General features: G+C 68.6%; 15 protein-coding genes. 14 read left to right on the top strand and 1 reads right to left on the bottom strand.

The window, feature by feature from the left end:
* Positions 1–653 (top strand): bifunctional phosphoribosyl-AMP cyclohydrolase/phosphoribosyl-ATP diphosphatase HisIE (hisIE, locus tag Q4P07_RS12290; protein WP_368660278.1); only part of this gene is annotated, 653 nt, incomplete at its 5' end.
* A 94-nt stretch (positions 654–747) separates the two neighbouring features.
* Positions 748–2,109 (top strand): DUF6395 domain-containing protein, encoded by a 1,362-nt coding sequence (locus Q4P07_RS12285; protein WP_303375206.1) that lies wholly within the window; start codon positions 748–750, stop codon positions 2,107–2,109.
* A gap of 50 nt (positions 2,110–2,159) precedes the next feature.
* Here the strand turns inward: Q4P07_RS12285 and Q4P07_RS12280 are convergent, their stop codons facing one another.
* The gene (locus Q4P07_RS12280; protein WP_303375205.1) at positions 2,160–2,765 is read right to left on the bottom strand and encodes a hypothetical protein; all 606 of its coding nucleotides are present in this window, start codon (positions 2,763–2,765) and stop codon (positions 2,160–2,162) included.
* A 30-nt stretch (positions 2,766–2,795) separates the two neighbouring features.
* Here Q4P07_RS12280 and arfB point away from each other — a divergent pair, with 30 nt between their 5' ends.
* The 12 genes from arfB to der all read left to right on the top strand — a co-directional run bounded on the left by arfB (position 2,796) and on the right by der (position 12,936).
* A complete protein-coding gene (arfB, locus tag Q4P07_RS12275) occupies positions 2,796–3,245 on the top strand; it encodes an alternative ribosome rescue aminoacyl-tRNA hydrolase ArfB (RefSeq protein WP_303375204.1) in 450 nt (149 codons plus the stop codon).
* A gap of 99 nt (positions 3,246–3,344) precedes the next feature.
* Complete coding sequence (gene xerD / locus Q4P07_RS12270) at positions 3,345–4,313, top strand: site-specific tyrosine recombinase XerD (RefSeq protein WP_303375203.1); 969 nt, start codon at positions 3,345–3,347, stop codon at positions 4,311–4,313.
* A gap of 24 nt (positions 4,314–4,337) precedes the next feature.
* Complete coding sequence (locus tag Q4P07_RS12265) at positions 4,338–5,387, top strand: Glu/Leu/Phe/Val dehydrogenase dimerization domain-containing protein (protein ID WP_303375202.1); 1,050 nt, start codon at positions 4,338–4,340, stop codon at positions 5,385–5,387.
* Between the two features lies 1 nt (position 5,388).
* Complete coding sequence (locus Q4P07_RS12260; protein ID WP_303375201.1) at positions 5,389–5,742, top strand: nuclear transport factor 2 family protein; 354 nt, start codon at positions 5,389–5,391, stop codon at positions 5,740–5,742.
* 160 nt (positions 5,743–5,902) lie between these two features.
* Positions 5,903–6,772 (top strand): ParA family protein, encoded by an 870-nt coding sequence (locus tag Q4P07_RS12255; protein WP_303375207.1) that lies wholly within the window; start codon positions 5,903–5,905, stop codon positions 6,770–6,772.
* A gap of 2 nt (positions 6,773–6,774) precedes the next feature.
* Complete coding sequence (locus tag Q4P07_RS12250) at positions 6,775–7,653, top strand: ScpA family protein (protein ID WP_303375200.1); 879 nt, start codon at positions 6,775–6,777, stop codon at positions 7,651–7,653.
* Positions 7,646–8,272 carry an SMC-Scp complex subunit ScpB gene (gene scpB / locus Q4P07_RS12245; RefSeq protein WP_303375199.1) on the top strand — a complete coding sequence of 209 codons (627 nt, stop codon included), beginning with the start codon at positions 7,646–7,648 and terminating at the stop codon, positions 8,270–8,272. The genes Q4P07_RS12250 and scpB overlap by 8 nt, the downstream gene beginning before the upstream one ends.
* Complete coding sequence (locus Q4P07_RS12240) at positions 8,269–9,243, top strand: pseudouridine synthase (RefSeq protein WP_303375198.1); 975 nt, start codon at positions 8,269–8,271, stop codon at positions 9,241–9,243. Before scpB ends, Q4P07_RS12240 begins: the two co-directional genes overlap by 4 nt.
* A gap of 88 nt (positions 9,244–9,331) precedes the next feature.
* Positions 9,332–10,075 (top strand): (d)CMP kinase, encoded by a 744-nt coding sequence (gene cmk / locus Q4P07_RS12235; RefSeq protein ID WP_303375197.1) that lies wholly within the window; start codon positions 9,332–9,334, stop codon positions 10,073–10,075.
* Entirely contained in the window at positions 10,072–10,941 is an 870-nt protein-coding gene (locus Q4P07_RS12230; protein WP_303375196.1) for a sulfurtransferase, read from the top strand. Before cmk ends, Q4P07_RS12230 begins: the two co-directional genes overlap by 4 nt.
* Before the next feature lie 4 nt (positions 10,942–10,945).
* Complete coding sequence (locus Q4P07_RS12225; RefSeq protein ID WP_303375195.1) at positions 10,946–11,416, top strand: SufE family protein; 471 nt, start codon at positions 10,946–10,948, stop codon at positions 11,414–11,416.
* Positions 11,413–12,936 (top strand): ribosome biogenesis GTPase Der, encoded by a 1,524-nt coding sequence (gene der / locus Q4P07_RS12220; protein ID WP_303375194.1) that lies wholly within the window; start codon positions 11,413–11,415, stop codon positions 12,934–12,936. The genes Q4P07_RS12225 and der overlap by 4 nt, the downstream gene beginning before the upstream one ends.
* The last annotated feature ends 221 nt before the right edge of the window (positions 12,937–13,157 follow it).

The raw sequence follows: 13,157 nt of genomic DNA, 5'->3' as shown, positions 1-13,157 counted from the left end.
TGGAGCCGGACGATCTGGACTACCGCAAAGGGGGCGGACTGGTCACTGGCGTCGTGCAGCATGCCGAGTCCGGGCAGGTGCTCATGGTCGGCTACCTGGACGAGGCCGCCGTGCGCGCCACGCTGACCTCGGGGCTGGCCACGTTCTACAGCCGGACGCGACAGACGCAGTGGACCAAGGGGGAGAGCAGCGGCAACACCTTGCGCGTGCTTGCCGTGGACGTCGACTGCGACCGTGACACCGTCCTGATGCGCGCCCTGCCGGCTGGCCCGACCTGTCATACCGGGCAGGAGTCGTGCTTCGACGATGCCCGTGCGTTGCCTGTGGAGGGCGAGGACCGGGTCAACCTTCAGGGCCCGCCACCCTCGAGTTTCCTGCCCGAGTTGGACGCGCTGATCGCGGGGCGCCATGCGCAGCTCCCCGAAGGGTCCTACACGACGAGCCTGTTTGACTCCGGCGTTCGTCGGATTGCCCAAAAGGTGGGGGAGGAGGGCGTCGAGACGGCCCTGGCAGCGGTCGCCCAGGATGACGACGCATTGCTGGGGGAAGCGTCCGACCTGATCTATCACCTCCTGGTCCTGCTGCGCTCCCGCGACCTGTCCCTGGCTGACGTCGAGAGCGTCCTGCGCGTGCGACACGGCACGCAGCCGTAAGGATGATCGTCATCACCACACCGACGATCGGTGCCAGATCGGCGAACGCTGACTACCCGATCTGGTCGTGCGTCACTGTCGAGGCGCGTGCCTGATGCACGTCGACGTCGAGCACGAGCCTGGCAGGCTCACCTTCACTCTCAAGCCGGAGGCCGGTGACGTCGCCACCGGACGCGAGCTCGTCCGGCATACGACCAGCTTCGTCGTCGATGGTGATCCGGGTCAGGTCCACCCCGACCTCCTGGTCGTCAGCGCGCTCCTGTGCGCTCGCCCGTGGGTGCGTCGGGCCACCCCCTTCTCCTGCTCTGTGCCAGCGAGTGCGGAGTTGGCCGCCGCCGTCCGCGCCGGCCCCCGCCTTATCTTGACGAACATCGGGACCGGCCCCGCGCGCGCCGTTCCCGCACGCGGGCGTCCCGGCCTGTGCTTCAGCGGTGGCACGGACAGCGTCGCGGCCCTGGTCGTGCTGCCGGACACCACGCACAGCTATCACCTTCGTCGGCGGGCGCCGGAGGGCGAGCGACGCGCCACCATGATGGATGGCCGCGCCGCGATCCAGTCGTGCGAGGTAGTGCGCCGCCACGGGTATGCGGTGACGGTGGTGCCCAGTGACGTGGAGTATTTGGCGCATCCCTTGGGTTTCCCGCACGATCTGACCACCGCCGTGCCGCTTCTGCTGCACGCCGACGTCGACCAGTTGGACGCCGTCGCCTGGGGCGCCCCACTGGAGGCCACCTACCGCCTGCAGCGGGGCAGGTTCCGTGACTACGTGGACTCGCCGTTCGTGGCCGAGTGGGGGCCGGTGTTCGCGGCGCTCGGTCTGCCGGTCTGCATCCCCATCGCCGGGGTCTCAGAGGTCGTGACCAGTGCCATCGTCCACCGTCACCCGCTGGGGGAGGCTGCGCAGTCCTGCGTGCGAGGACCCCGCCTGGGGCGCCCTTGCGGTCGATGCCCGAAGTGCGCCCGCAAGACGCTCCTGACCGCTGCGGTCAGCGGCCGATGGCCGACCGACCGGGTGCTCGAGCGGCAGTGGAGGGACACGGAGGCGCGCCAGCACCTGCTCAGCGAGCCCATGAAGGTCGAGCCAGTGCTGGGCCACTGCGCGCACCGCTACCTTTCCGAGAGGGGTGGCAGCGCGCTCTTGCGGCTTGTCGCGGCCAAGTCCGGCCCCGACCCTCTCGAATGGCTCACCCGTTCCTACGAGCCCAGCCTTGAGCTCCTCCCGCTGCGCTACCGCACAGAGATCACCGAGCGACTGCACCGGTTTGCCGCGGCGATGAGCATCAGAGAGGAGGCAGCGGTGCGAGGCTACGACGTCACCGTCCCAGCGCCCTCCCGTGCTGCCGCTCAGGAGGAGCTGCAGAGCTGGATGATCGCGCACCCGCCCAGGGACAGCTGGAGACGCGCCGTGCGCAAGGGCCGTCGTGAGGCGCGCGCCCTCCTCGGCCGTCGCAGGTAAGTCGATCGGAGGAGGCCCCGGGGCACCACTGTGGCCAGTCGCCCTCACGATCACCGCCGCGAGCGCAGCCCCACTGCCGCGAGCTCGAGGTCAGCGAGCGCGCGCAGGGCCTCCGGGTCACCGGACCGGAAGGCCGCCACGGGATCGTCGAAGAACTTCTGCAGCGTGCGAGGGTCCTGGCGCACCAGCGCGCGCAGGGCCAACAGCTCCTGCGACTGGGGGTCGCTGACCTCGCGACCCAGTGCCGAGGCCTTGCGGACGAAGGCCACTCGCACGGCCAGCCAGGCCAGCAGCACCAGGAGGATCGGGGTCCCGGCGGACAGCAGCGACACGACCCACGCCACGCTCCGCACCGACGACTCCAGCGCATCCCCGGCCTGCACGAGGTCGGTGCCGACCCCTGCGACCCCGGTGAAGGGTGCGTCCAGCTGATCCCCGACGAGCGGGATCTCCATCACCTTGCCGGCCACCTCGTTCATCCGGTCCCGCAGCGTGGTCCCGGCTGCGCGCAGCGGGGCGGCCGGCGCGGCGAGCTTGGTCACCAGGGAGAAGACCCCACGACCCACGAAGAGCCAGGTGATCACCCACCCGAGCACGGCCAGGTCTGCCAGGACCTGACGGGATCGACGTAGGGGAGTGTCCGCATACCAGCGCATGAGGAGATGATGCCCTCATGTGGAGCGCCCATGCCTAGCCGACACCCGGTGACCGCAGACGTCGTCGTCACGCGACGGCTCGTCATCCCGGCGGGAGAGCTGGTCGAGCGCTTCAGCCGCAGCTCTGGCCCCGGCGGCCAGGGCGTCAACACGACTGACTCCCGCGTCGAGCTGACCTTCGACGTCGCGCAGTCGCTCTCGGTCCCAGCCACGGTGCGCGCACGTCTCCTCGACCAACTCTCGCACCGGCTCGTCGAGGGCAGGATCACCGTCGTGGCCAGCGAGCACCGCGCTCAACTGGCCAACCGCAAGGCCGCCCGGGTCCGACTGGTGACGATCCTGCGAGACGCGCTCGCCCCCGGGCCGCGTGCCCGTCGAGCGACCCGGCCCACGCGTGGTGCGGTGCATCGCCGCCTGGGGGCCAAGGCCCGCCGCGGCCGCATCAAGGCAGACCGTCGTCGCCCGGATCCGACAGACTGACCGTCGCCCGACCCAGCGAGGGACCGCTGTCGGACTGCGGTCGGCGCCCCGGAGCGAGTCGGTCCCCAGCGACGCTTGTCCCGCTGGGATGATCCTTGGGTGAGCGATGCTGGCCAGCCGGTGCCGACCCGCGACCCGCTGCGCCGGGCCGCGGACGGCTGGCTGGACCACCTGCGCGTCGAGCGCGGACGCTCCGAGCACACGCTTTCTGCCTACCGTCGTGACCTGGCCCGCTACCTCGACTTTCTCGCGAGCCAGGGCGTGGGTTCACCGGAGGACGTGCGGGAGCAGCAGGTGAGCGACTTTCTGGTGCATCTGCGTCACGGTGACGCAGAGCATCCTCCCTTAGCGCCCACCTCCGCCGCGCGCGCGGTGGTGGCGGTGCGCGGACTCCACCGGTTCTTGGCCATCGAGGGTGAGGTCAGCGCTGACCCGGCTCAACAGGTGCAGCCACCCACCCCACCGCGTCGCCTGCCCAGGGTGCTGAGCGTGCAGGACGTGGAACGGCTGCTGAGCGCCGCCGCGGTCGGTGGCACGCCCGCCGCCCTGCGCGACCGGGCGCTCCTGGAGGTGCTCTATGGCTGCGGGGCCCGCGTCAGTGAGGCGATCGGACTGGATCTGGACGACGTAGACCTGGGGCGCGAAGGGGGTGCCGGGGCGGTGGTGCGCCTCTTCGGCAAGGGCCGCAAGGAGCGGATCGTGCCGCTGGGCAGCTATGCCTGCGACGCGCTCAACGCGTGGCTGGTGCAAGGCCGTCCGGGTCTGGCCAGGAAGGGTTCGGGCACGCCCGCCGTCTTCGTCAACACCCGGGGTGGCCGATTGTCCCGACAGTCGGCCTGGAACACCATCAAGGCGGCTGCCGAGCGGGCCCACCTGCACGGCGAGATCTCACCGCATACCCTCCGGCATTCCTTCGCCACTCACCTGCTGGACGGCGGCGCCGACGTGAGGGTCGTCCAGGAGCTGCTCGGTCATGCCTCGGTGACGACCACCCAGATCTACACGCACGTCTCCACCCAGCATCTTCGTGAGGTCTACGCCCAGGCCCACCCGAGGGCTCGCCGCTAGGAAACGTTGGGCACACTGGCTGGCATGAGCTACGACGCCGCCCTGCAGCAGCCTGACCTCTTCGCCACCGAGCAGGTGATCACCTGCCGAGACGACCGCGTGGGTCTGCGCGCGGTGATCGCTATCGATGACACCACCTTGGGTCCCGGTTTCGGTGGAGTCCGCTGGCGCCCCTACGCGAGCGTGGCCGCCGCGGTCTCCGAGGCACAGCGTCTCGCGCAGGCGATGACCCTCAAGCATGCGCTCGCGGAGCTGCCCTACGGCGGTGCCAAATCGGTCATCATGGCCACGGGCCCGATCCCGGCCGAGGGCACACCGCAGCGCAATGCGCTGATGGAGCGCTATGCGCACTTCCTGGCTCGCACCGCCGGAAGCTATATCCCGGGTGTCGATATGGGCACGCTGATCTCCGACATGCAGCTCATCCGGGACCACGGCGCCAAGGCCTACTGCGCGGACGTCGATCCCGGCGCCTACACCGCGACTGGTGTCTACGCCGCGATGAGGGCAGGCGTGCGGCACGCGCTGGGCAGCGACCTGAGCGGCGTCAAGGTCGTGATCCAGGGGACCGGGCACGTCGGATCCAACCTGGCCAGGTATGCAGCGGCCGACGGCGCGAAGGTCGTGGTCGCCGACGTCGATGAGGCCAGGGCCCGCGCCGTTGCGCAGGAGATCGGCGGCACCGTGACCGATGCGTCGACTGCGGTCGAGGCGGACTGCGACGTCTTCGCACCGTGCGCCATCGCCCGCGTCGTCACCGCAGAAAACGTCGGCCGCGTCCGAGCCAAGGTCATCGCCGGTGCGGCCAACGACACCTTGGACACGCCAGCGGTCGCCGATCTCCTGCGCGAGCGTGGCATTACCTTCGTCCCGGACTTCATCGCCAACGCCGGCGGCGTGCTGCAGGTCCACGCCGGCGAGGTCGGTTGGGACGAGGACGAGTTGATGCATCAGCTCGAGGCGATCGGCGACCGGGTCGCCTCCGTCTTGGCCGACGCCGACGAGCACGGCACCAGTTCGGTGACGGCCGCCCTCCGACGTGCCGATGTCCGTCTCGGGCGGCAGGATGCCTGACATGGACCTCCTGGCACAGACCCGCAACTACTACCGCAGCGTGGACGCCGACGACCTCGCTGGCGTCCTCGACTGGTTCGCAGAGGACGCCGTCTATCACCGGCCCGGCTACGCCCCGATGCGGGGCCGCGCAGAGTTACAGGCCTTCTACGGTGAGGCCCGCATGATCGACTCGGGCGCGCACACGCTGGACGAGGTCCTCATCGACGGAGATCGGGCCGCGGTCCGCGGCCGATTCGACGGCACCCTCAAGGATGGCTCGACGGTTTCCATGGGCTTTGCCGACTTCATCAGGTATGCCGCGGACGGTCGGGCCGCGGAGCGACGCAGCTACTTCGAGATTCCCGCCGTCTGAGTCCGTGCCTGGCCCCACCTCAACCTCAGGTCGAGGTTGACCGGCTGGTTCTCCAGCCGGACGAACCGTTAGTGTTTCGTTGATCGGCGGGAGGCCGACCACGAGGCAAGCGAGGCTGGAGAACTACGTGAACGGCAAGGCACACGCCACGCATGACCGCCTGCCCGGCACCGAGACCACGGGCGTCGGCCAGAACGGCCCGACGGGGCGACCACTTCCCGACTTCCCGGTCCCGGAGCCGCTAGGCAGCCATGGGCCCGCGCGCATCATCGCGATGTGCAACCAGAAGGGCGGCGTCGGCAAGACCACGTCGGCCATCAACCTGGGCGCCGCACTGGCGGAGTACGGCCGCCGGGTGCTGATGGTGGACTTCGATCCGCAGGGTGCGTTGTCGGTCGGGTTCGGCATTCGGACGAACGACCTCGACATCACCGTCTACAACCTGCTGGTTGAGCGCGGCCACGACGTCCGCGACGTCATCTTGGAGACCAGCACCCCCGGGATCGACATCCTGCCGGCCAACATCGACCTCTCCGCGGCCGAGGTGCAGCTCGTCGGCGAGGTGGCCCGCGAGCAGATCCTGGCGCGGGTGCTTCGGCCAGTCCTGGACGACTATGACGTCGTACTCATCGACTGCCAGCCCTCTCTGGGCCTCCTGACCGTCAATGCGCTCACCGCCGCGCACGGCGTGATCATCCCTTTGGAGTGCGAGTTCTTCGCGATGCGTGGGGTAGCGCTGCTGATCGAGACGATCGAGAAGATCACCGACCGCCTCAACCCGCGCCTGGAGATCGACGGCATCCTGGCGACCATGTACGACGGGCGCACCCTGCATTCTCGGGAGGTCGTCCGCAGCGTCGTCGACCACTTCCAGGACATCGTCTTCCACACCGTGATCAGCCGGACCATCAAGTTCCCGGACGCGACGCTGGCCGCCGAGCCGATCACCACCTACGCCACGACGCATGCCGGTGCCGAGGCCTACCGTCAGCTCGCCCGCGAGCTCATCTCGCGCGGCGGCGCACCCTGACCGTGGCCACGGCCGCACCGGAGGTCACGCCGGGGGGAGTCCTCAGCGGCAGTCGCGGCAGCTTCGAGGTCCACCTCGATGCCTTCTCCGGCCCGTTCGAGCTGCTCCTGGGCCTCATCGCCAAGCACAAGCTGGACGTGACGGAGATCTCGCTGGCCCAGGTCACCGACGAGTTCATCGCGCACCTGCGGACCGCGCAGGCGGCCAAGGTCGACTGGGACCTGTCGCAGGCAAGTGAGTTCGTGCTCATCGCAGCGACTCTCCTGGACCTGAAGGCTGCGCGCCTGCTGCCCAACGCGCGCGAGGACGACGAGGAAGACATGGCCCTCATCGAGGCTCGTGACCTGCTCTTCGCCAGGCTTCTTCAGTATCGCGCCTTCAAGCAGGTGGCCGACGAGCTCCGCCTGCGGATGGAGGGTGCCGGTCGTATCTACGTGCGCGACGTCGGGGTAGAGGACCGCTTCGCCTCCTTGCTGCCCGAGCTCATTCTCACCATCACACCTGAGCAGCTGGCCATGATCGCTGGCCGCGCGATGATCCCCAAGCCGCCGCCAGCGGTCGGCGTCTCCCATCTGCACGCTCCGCAGGTGTCCGTGCGGGAGCAGGCCTCGATCATCGTGGCTCGGCTGCGCACGCACGGCGCCACCAGTTTCCGCTCCCTGGTCGCCGATGCCGACACCACGTTGGTCATCGTGGCTCGCTTCCTCGCGCTCCTCGAACTCTTCCGCGACTCAGTCGTCGCGCTCGATCAGCAGGAGGCTCTCGGGGAGCTGGTCGTGCGGTGGACCGGACCACAGCAAGGAGACGTCGCGATCGGCGCGGAGTTTGACCACGATGACGAGCGCGATGAGGAAGGCCAGGAGAATCGTGTCCATGAGTGAGGAAACGAGCACCCTCGCGCAACCTGGTGCCGAGGAACACCAGGTCGCGTTCGACATTCACGCTTTCCCCGGCGGTGCGAGATCCGCGATCGAGGCCGTGCTGATGGTCGTCGACGAACCCGTCGCCGAGGAGGATCTAGCCACCGCGCTCGAGCTTGCCGTCGAAGACGTCGGGACCATCCTTGACACGCTTGCCCAGGAGTATGCCGAGTCTCAGCGTGGCTTCATGCTGCGCCGGCTGGGGGGCGGGTGGCGCATCTATACCCGTCCGGACTATGCCCCGGTGGTGGAGCGCTTCCTGCTCGGGGGAGCCCAGGCACGACTCACGCAAGCATCGTTGGAGACGCTAGCTGTCATCGCCTACCGACAACCGGTGAGCCGCGCCCGGATCGGCGCGATTCGCGGCGTCAACGTGGACGGCGTGGTGCGCACCCTGCTCGCACGTGGGATGGTGACCGAGGTCGGTCAGGAGCCCACGGCCGGTGCCGTCCTTTACGGCACGACCGACCTATTTCTCCAGCGTATGGGGCTGGACTCACTCGATGACCTGCCCGCGCTCGCGCCCTACCTGCCCTCGGCAGAGGTGCTCGAGGAGCTGGCCGGGGAAGGACTGGCATGAGTAATCGCAGCGATGGCGGACGCGCAGGAGCCGCAGGCTCGGGACAGGGCGGACGCGGGCGTCGCGGTGGCCCCGGCGGAAGCGACGGTGGCGGTCGGCCCCGCCCGGCCGCCCAGGGAGGCAGCGCGGGACCGCGGCGAGCCGGTGGGACCACACCGCCGCGCCGACGTGCGCAGTCGCCGACAACGCCGGCCAAGCCGGCACGGAGCCGGGGGTCGAGCACTGCGCCGCTGGATGTCCACGACCCCGAGGGGATCCGTCTTCAGAAGCTCCTGGCGGCAGCCGGCTTCGGCAGCCGTCGCGCGTGCGAGAAGTTGATCGAGGCGGGCCGGGTCGAGGTGGACGGACAGATCGTCACCGAGCTCGGTGTTCGGGTCGACCCGGCCAAGCAAACGGTCAACGTGGACGGGGACCGCGTCGTCGTCGACTCCTCCAAGGTTTACCTAGCGTTCAACAAGCCGCTCGGCGTCGTCTCCTCCATGCATGACGAAGAAGGCCGTCCCGACCTCAGCGAATACGTCGGTCATCTCTCCGACCGGCTCTTCCACGTCGGGCGGCTGGACGCGCAGACCGAGGGTCTGCTCTTGCTTACCAACGACGGCGACCTCGCACACCGGCTGCAGCACCCTTCCTACGGCGTGCCCAAGACGTATGTCGCACAGGTCGCTGGCCCCGTGGCCAGGGACGTGGGACGGACCCTGCGGGCCGGTGTCGAGCTGGAGGACGGGATAGCCAAGGCTGACTCTTTCAAACTCATCGACTCCATGCCTGGACGTGCGATCGTCGAGGTCGTCTTGCACGAGGGACGCAAGCACATCGTGCGCCGGATGATGGAAGCCGTGGGTTATCCGGTGCTGGCGCTAGCCCGTGTCGGCGTGGGCCCGATCCAGCTCGGCGACCTCCGCTCAGGACGCTATCGGGTGCTCACTTCGGAGGAGGTCGCCCGGCTCTATCGCTCCGGCGGTGAGTGACCCGCGGCCGGGTCGGCGTCAGCGTGGGCCATGGTCCGGCTCGTGGTCCGGCACGAGGGCCACCTGCGGCGCGAGATAGTCTGGTCGAGTGCACCGTAACCCCCTCACCATCGCGATCGACGGCCCGAGCGGCTCTGGAAAGTCCTCGGTGTCGAAGTCTGTCGCGCGTGAGTTGGGGCTGGCCTACCTGGACACCGGCGCGATGTACAGAGCACTGGCCTGGTGGGTCCTGGAGCGCGGGCTCGACCCGCAGGATCATGCCGTGATCGCGCAGGCAGCCCGGGACCTGCCGTTGGAGATCAGCACTGACCCGGGCGAGGCAACAGTGCGCGTGGACGGCACCGACATCACTACCGACATCCGCACCACGCGGATCAGCTCGCGTGTCTCGGCCGTGGCGTCCAATCTGGACGTGCGCGCTGAGCTCGCCAGTCGTCAGCGGGCCCTCATCACGCAGGCTCGGACAGAGCACGGCGGGATGGTGGCTGAGGGGCGAGACATCACGACCGTGGTCGCGCCGGATGCGGAGCACCGCATCCTGCTCACGGCCTCGGAGGAGGCTAGGCTGGCGCGCCGGGCTACCGAGCTGCACGGCAGCGCGGCGGCCGAAGCGTTAGACGCCACCAAAGATCAGATCATCCGTCGCGACCGCGACGACGCAGCAGTGAGTGCCTTCTTCGAGCCCGCGAAGGGCGTCGTCGGCGTGGATACCTCGGACCTGTCGTTCGAGCAGTCCGTGCAGGCCGTTCTCGACGTCGTGCGCGGCAAGGTCTCGACTCCCACCTCACCACTGCAGCGCACACTGCCTACCGAAAGAGATCGTGAGACATGAGCATCGCTCCAGATTCCAGCGAGAGGTTGGCCTCCTACGCCCACCCCGAGAAGCTGGTCACCACGGAGTGGCTGGCCGAGCACCTGGAGGATGACGGAATCGTCGTCCTCGAGTGCGACGAGGACGTCCTCCTCTACAGCACCGGCCATATCCCCGGCGCCCACAAGTTGGACTGGCACACCGACCTCAATGACCAGGTCACGCGCGACTACGTCGATGGTGAAAAGTTTGCCAAGGTGATGGGTGAGCGCGGCGTCGCCCGCGACACGACCGTGATCCTGTATGGCGACAAGTCCAACTGGTGGGCGGCCTACGCCCTGTGGGTGATGACCCTTTTCGGCCACGAGGACGTCCGATTGCTCGACGGCGGTCGCGCCGCCTGGATCGCGGAGGGCCGCGAAATGAGCACCTGGCGACCGACACCGACGCCGGTGGACTATCCGGTAGTCGAGCGGGACGACTCACAGTTCCGCGCTTTCCGGGACGAGGTGCTGACGCACATCGGCAAGCCGATGGTGGACGTCCGCTCCACGGGCGAGTTCACCGGCGAGCTGACGCACATGGCGGACTATCCGCAGGAGGGTGCCATGCGTGGTGGGCACATTCCCGGTGCCAGATCCGTGCCGTGGGGCCGCGCCGCCAACGAGGACGGCACCTTCAAGAGCCGGGCAGAACTGGAGGCGATCTACCTCGAGGAGCAAGGCCTGACGACCTCCGATGACGTCGTCGCCTACTGCCGCATCGGTGAGCGCTCCAGCCACACCTGGTTCGTGCTGACGCACCTGCTCGGCTTCGAGAAGGTGCGCAACTATGACGGCAGCTGGACCGAGTGGGGCAATGCCGTCGGCGTCCCCGTGGAGCGCTGAAAATATGGTCTCGACAGACGATCTGCCCAGCGGCCTGGCCGAGCTGGCAGAGGACTTCCATGCTGTCACCGCGCAAGAGCGGCTGGAGCTCCTCCTCGAGCTCAGCAACGACCTACCCTCCCTCCCTGAGCGTTACGTGGGCCAGCTCGACAAGCTCGAGCGGGTCGATGAATGCCAGTCTGCGCTCTTCTTGGTCGTCGAGGTCGAGGACAACGCGCAGCACACGGTGAACCTTTTCTTCGACGCCCCGCCGGAAGCCCCGACGACGCGTGGATTCGCCGGGATTCTGCACGTGGGACTCGACGGCCTCAGCGCTGACGAGGTCCTTGCTGTCCCTGAAGATATGCCTTTCCGTTTTGGGTTGGGCGAAGCCGTCTCACCGTTGCGCCTGCGTGGCATGGTGGGCATGTTGAGCAGGATCAAGCGACAGGTGCGCCTTCGCACCGAGGCGCTGGTCGCGAGAGGACAGGGATGAGCACGAACGACGAGGTCGAGGTCGAGTGGACCGGGGGAGCAGATCCTGACGCCGACGAGATCGGGGTAGACAGCGCGCAGGACGACCACCTTGTCGAGACCGCCCTTCGGGCTGGCCTGGACAACTTCGAGCTCTCCGAGGACGATCTCGCTCTGGTCGATGCCGGAGACCTGGACGAGGACGAGGACCACGAGGCGGACACACGCCCCGTCGTGGCCGTGATCGGTCGCCCCAACGTCGGCAAGTCCAGCCTCGTCAACCGCATCCTGGGCCGCCGCGAAGCGGTGGTCGAGGATGTTCCGGGCGTCACCCGGGACCGGGTGGCCTACGACGCCGACTGGTCCGGGCGCAAGTTCACCCTGGTAGACACCGGCGGCTGGGAGGTCGATGCGACCGGCATCCACCTGCGGGTGGCCGAGCAGGCCGAGGTCGCCATCGCGCTGGCGGACGTGGTGATGTTCGTCGTCGACGCCACAATCGGTGCGACCGACACCGACGAGCAGGTGGTCCGCCTGCTGCGCCGCGCCAAGAAGCCGGTCGTCCTGGTCGCCAACAAGGTCGACGACCAGCGGCAGGAGGCCGACGCGGCCGTGCTGTGGTCCCTTGGTCTCGGACAGCCTTGGCCCGTCTCCGCCCTGCATGGTCGTGGGTCGGGGGATGTCTTGGACGCCGTCCTGGACCTGTTGCCGGAGGTCTCGGGCGTCAGCGGTGCCTACGCGCGTGGCGGCCCCCGCCGGGTGGCGCTGGTCGGCCGCCCCAACGTCGGCAAGTCCTCGTTGCTCAACCGACTCGCAGGCGAAGAGCGCGTCGTGGTCGACCACGTGGCGGGCACTACCCGCGATCCGGTCGATGAGTTGATCACGCTCGGCGAGAAGGAATGGCGCTTCGTCGACACCGCCGGCATCCGCAGACGCGTGCACCAGACCAGGGGCGCCGACTACTACGCGTCGTTGCGCACCCAGACGGCGCTAGAGAAGGCGGAGGTCGCGGTCGTCCTGATTGACGTCTCCGAGCCTATCGCCGAGCAGGACATCCGGGTCATCCAGCAGGTCGTGGACGCGGGCCGTGCCCTCGTGATCGCCTACAACAAGTGGGACACCCTCGACGAGGAGCGCACCTACTACCTCGAGCGGGAGATCGAGCGCGAGCTGGTCCAGATCCAGTGGGCACCCCGCGTCAACATCTCGGCCACCACCGGACGGCACGTCGCCAAGCTGGAGCCGGCACTGGAGCGATCCCTTGCTTCCTGGGACCGTCGCATCTCCACGGGCAGGCTCAACGCCTTTCTCGGCGAGATCGTGGCAGCACATCCGCACCCGCTGCGGGGTGGCAAGCAGGCGCGCATCCTGTTCGCCACGCAGGCGGCGACGCGCCCGCCAAAGTTCGTCATCTTCGCCTCCGGCTTCATCGAGGCCGGCTACCGGCGCTTCCTGGAGCGCCGACTGCGCGAAGAGTTTGGCTTTGAGGGCACGCCGATCGAGATCTCCGTGCGGGTGCGCGAGAAGCGCGCACGCCGCTAGCCTGAGCGCGCCCGCAGGAGGAGCGCCTCAGGGCAGCGACCGGCACCTGCCTGTGGTCCGACACCAGGACGGTGGGGATTGGGAGGGAGCGACCAGCATGGGTTATCTTTTGTCGGTGCCCCAAGGGGCTCGTGGGTTGGTCGCGAGGGTCTCGTGACGGTCCGATAACTGAACAACGGGATGTGGCGCAGCTTGGTAGCGCACTTGACTGGGGGTCAAGG

Source organism: Ornithinimicrobium sp. (assembly GCF_030537745.1).
GTDB lineage: Bacteria > Actinomycetota > Actinomycetes > Actinomycetales > Dermatophilaceae > Ornithinicoccus.
The sequence above is the reverse complement of the archived record's forward strand: the minus strand, read 5'-3'. Positions and strand labels throughout refer to the sequence as shown.

Excerpts from the sequence above, each read along its gene's own strand:
- Q4P07_RS12265 (WP_303375202.1), top strand. The coding sequence starts at position 4,338 with ATGAGCTACGACGCCGCCCTGCAGCAGCCTGACCTCTTCGCCACCGAG.
- scpB (WP_303375199.1), top strand. The coding sequence starts at position 7,646 with ATGAGTGAGGAAACGAGCACCCTCGCGCAACCTGGTGCCGAGGAACAC.
- der (WP_303375194.1), top strand. The coding sequence starts at position 11,413 with ATGAGCACGAACGACGAGGTCGAGGTCGAGTGGACCGGGGGAGCAGAT.
- Q4P07_RS12240 (WP_303375198.1), top strand. The coding sequence starts at position 8,269 with ATGAGTAATCGCAGCGATGGCGGACGCGCAGGAGCCGCAGGCTCGGGA.
- Q4P07_RS12285 (WP_303375206.1), top strand. The coding sequence starts at position 748 with ATGCACGTCGACGTCGAGCACGAGCCTGGCAGGCTCACCTTCACTCTC.
- arfB (WP_303375204.1), top strand. The coding sequence starts at position 2,796 with ATGCCTAGCCGACACCCGGTGACCGCAGACGTCGTCGTCACGCGACGG.
- Q4P07_RS12225 (WP_303375195.1), top strand. The coding sequence starts at position 10,946 with ATGGTCTCGACAGACGATCTGCCCAGCGGCCTGGCCGAGCTGGCAGAG.
- Q4P07_RS12280 (WP_303375205.1), bottom strand. The coding sequence starts at position 2,765 with ATGCGCTGGTATGCGGACACTCCCCTACGTCGATCCCGTCAGGTCCTG.
- Q4P07_RS12230 (WP_303375196.1), top strand. The coding sequence starts at position 10,072 with ATGAGCATCGCTCCAGATTCCAGCGAGAGGTTGGCCTCCTACGCCCAC.
- Q4P07_RS12260 (WP_303375201.1), top strand. The coding sequence starts at position 5,389 with ATGGACCTCCTGGCACAGACCCGCAACTACTACCGCAGCGTGGACGCC.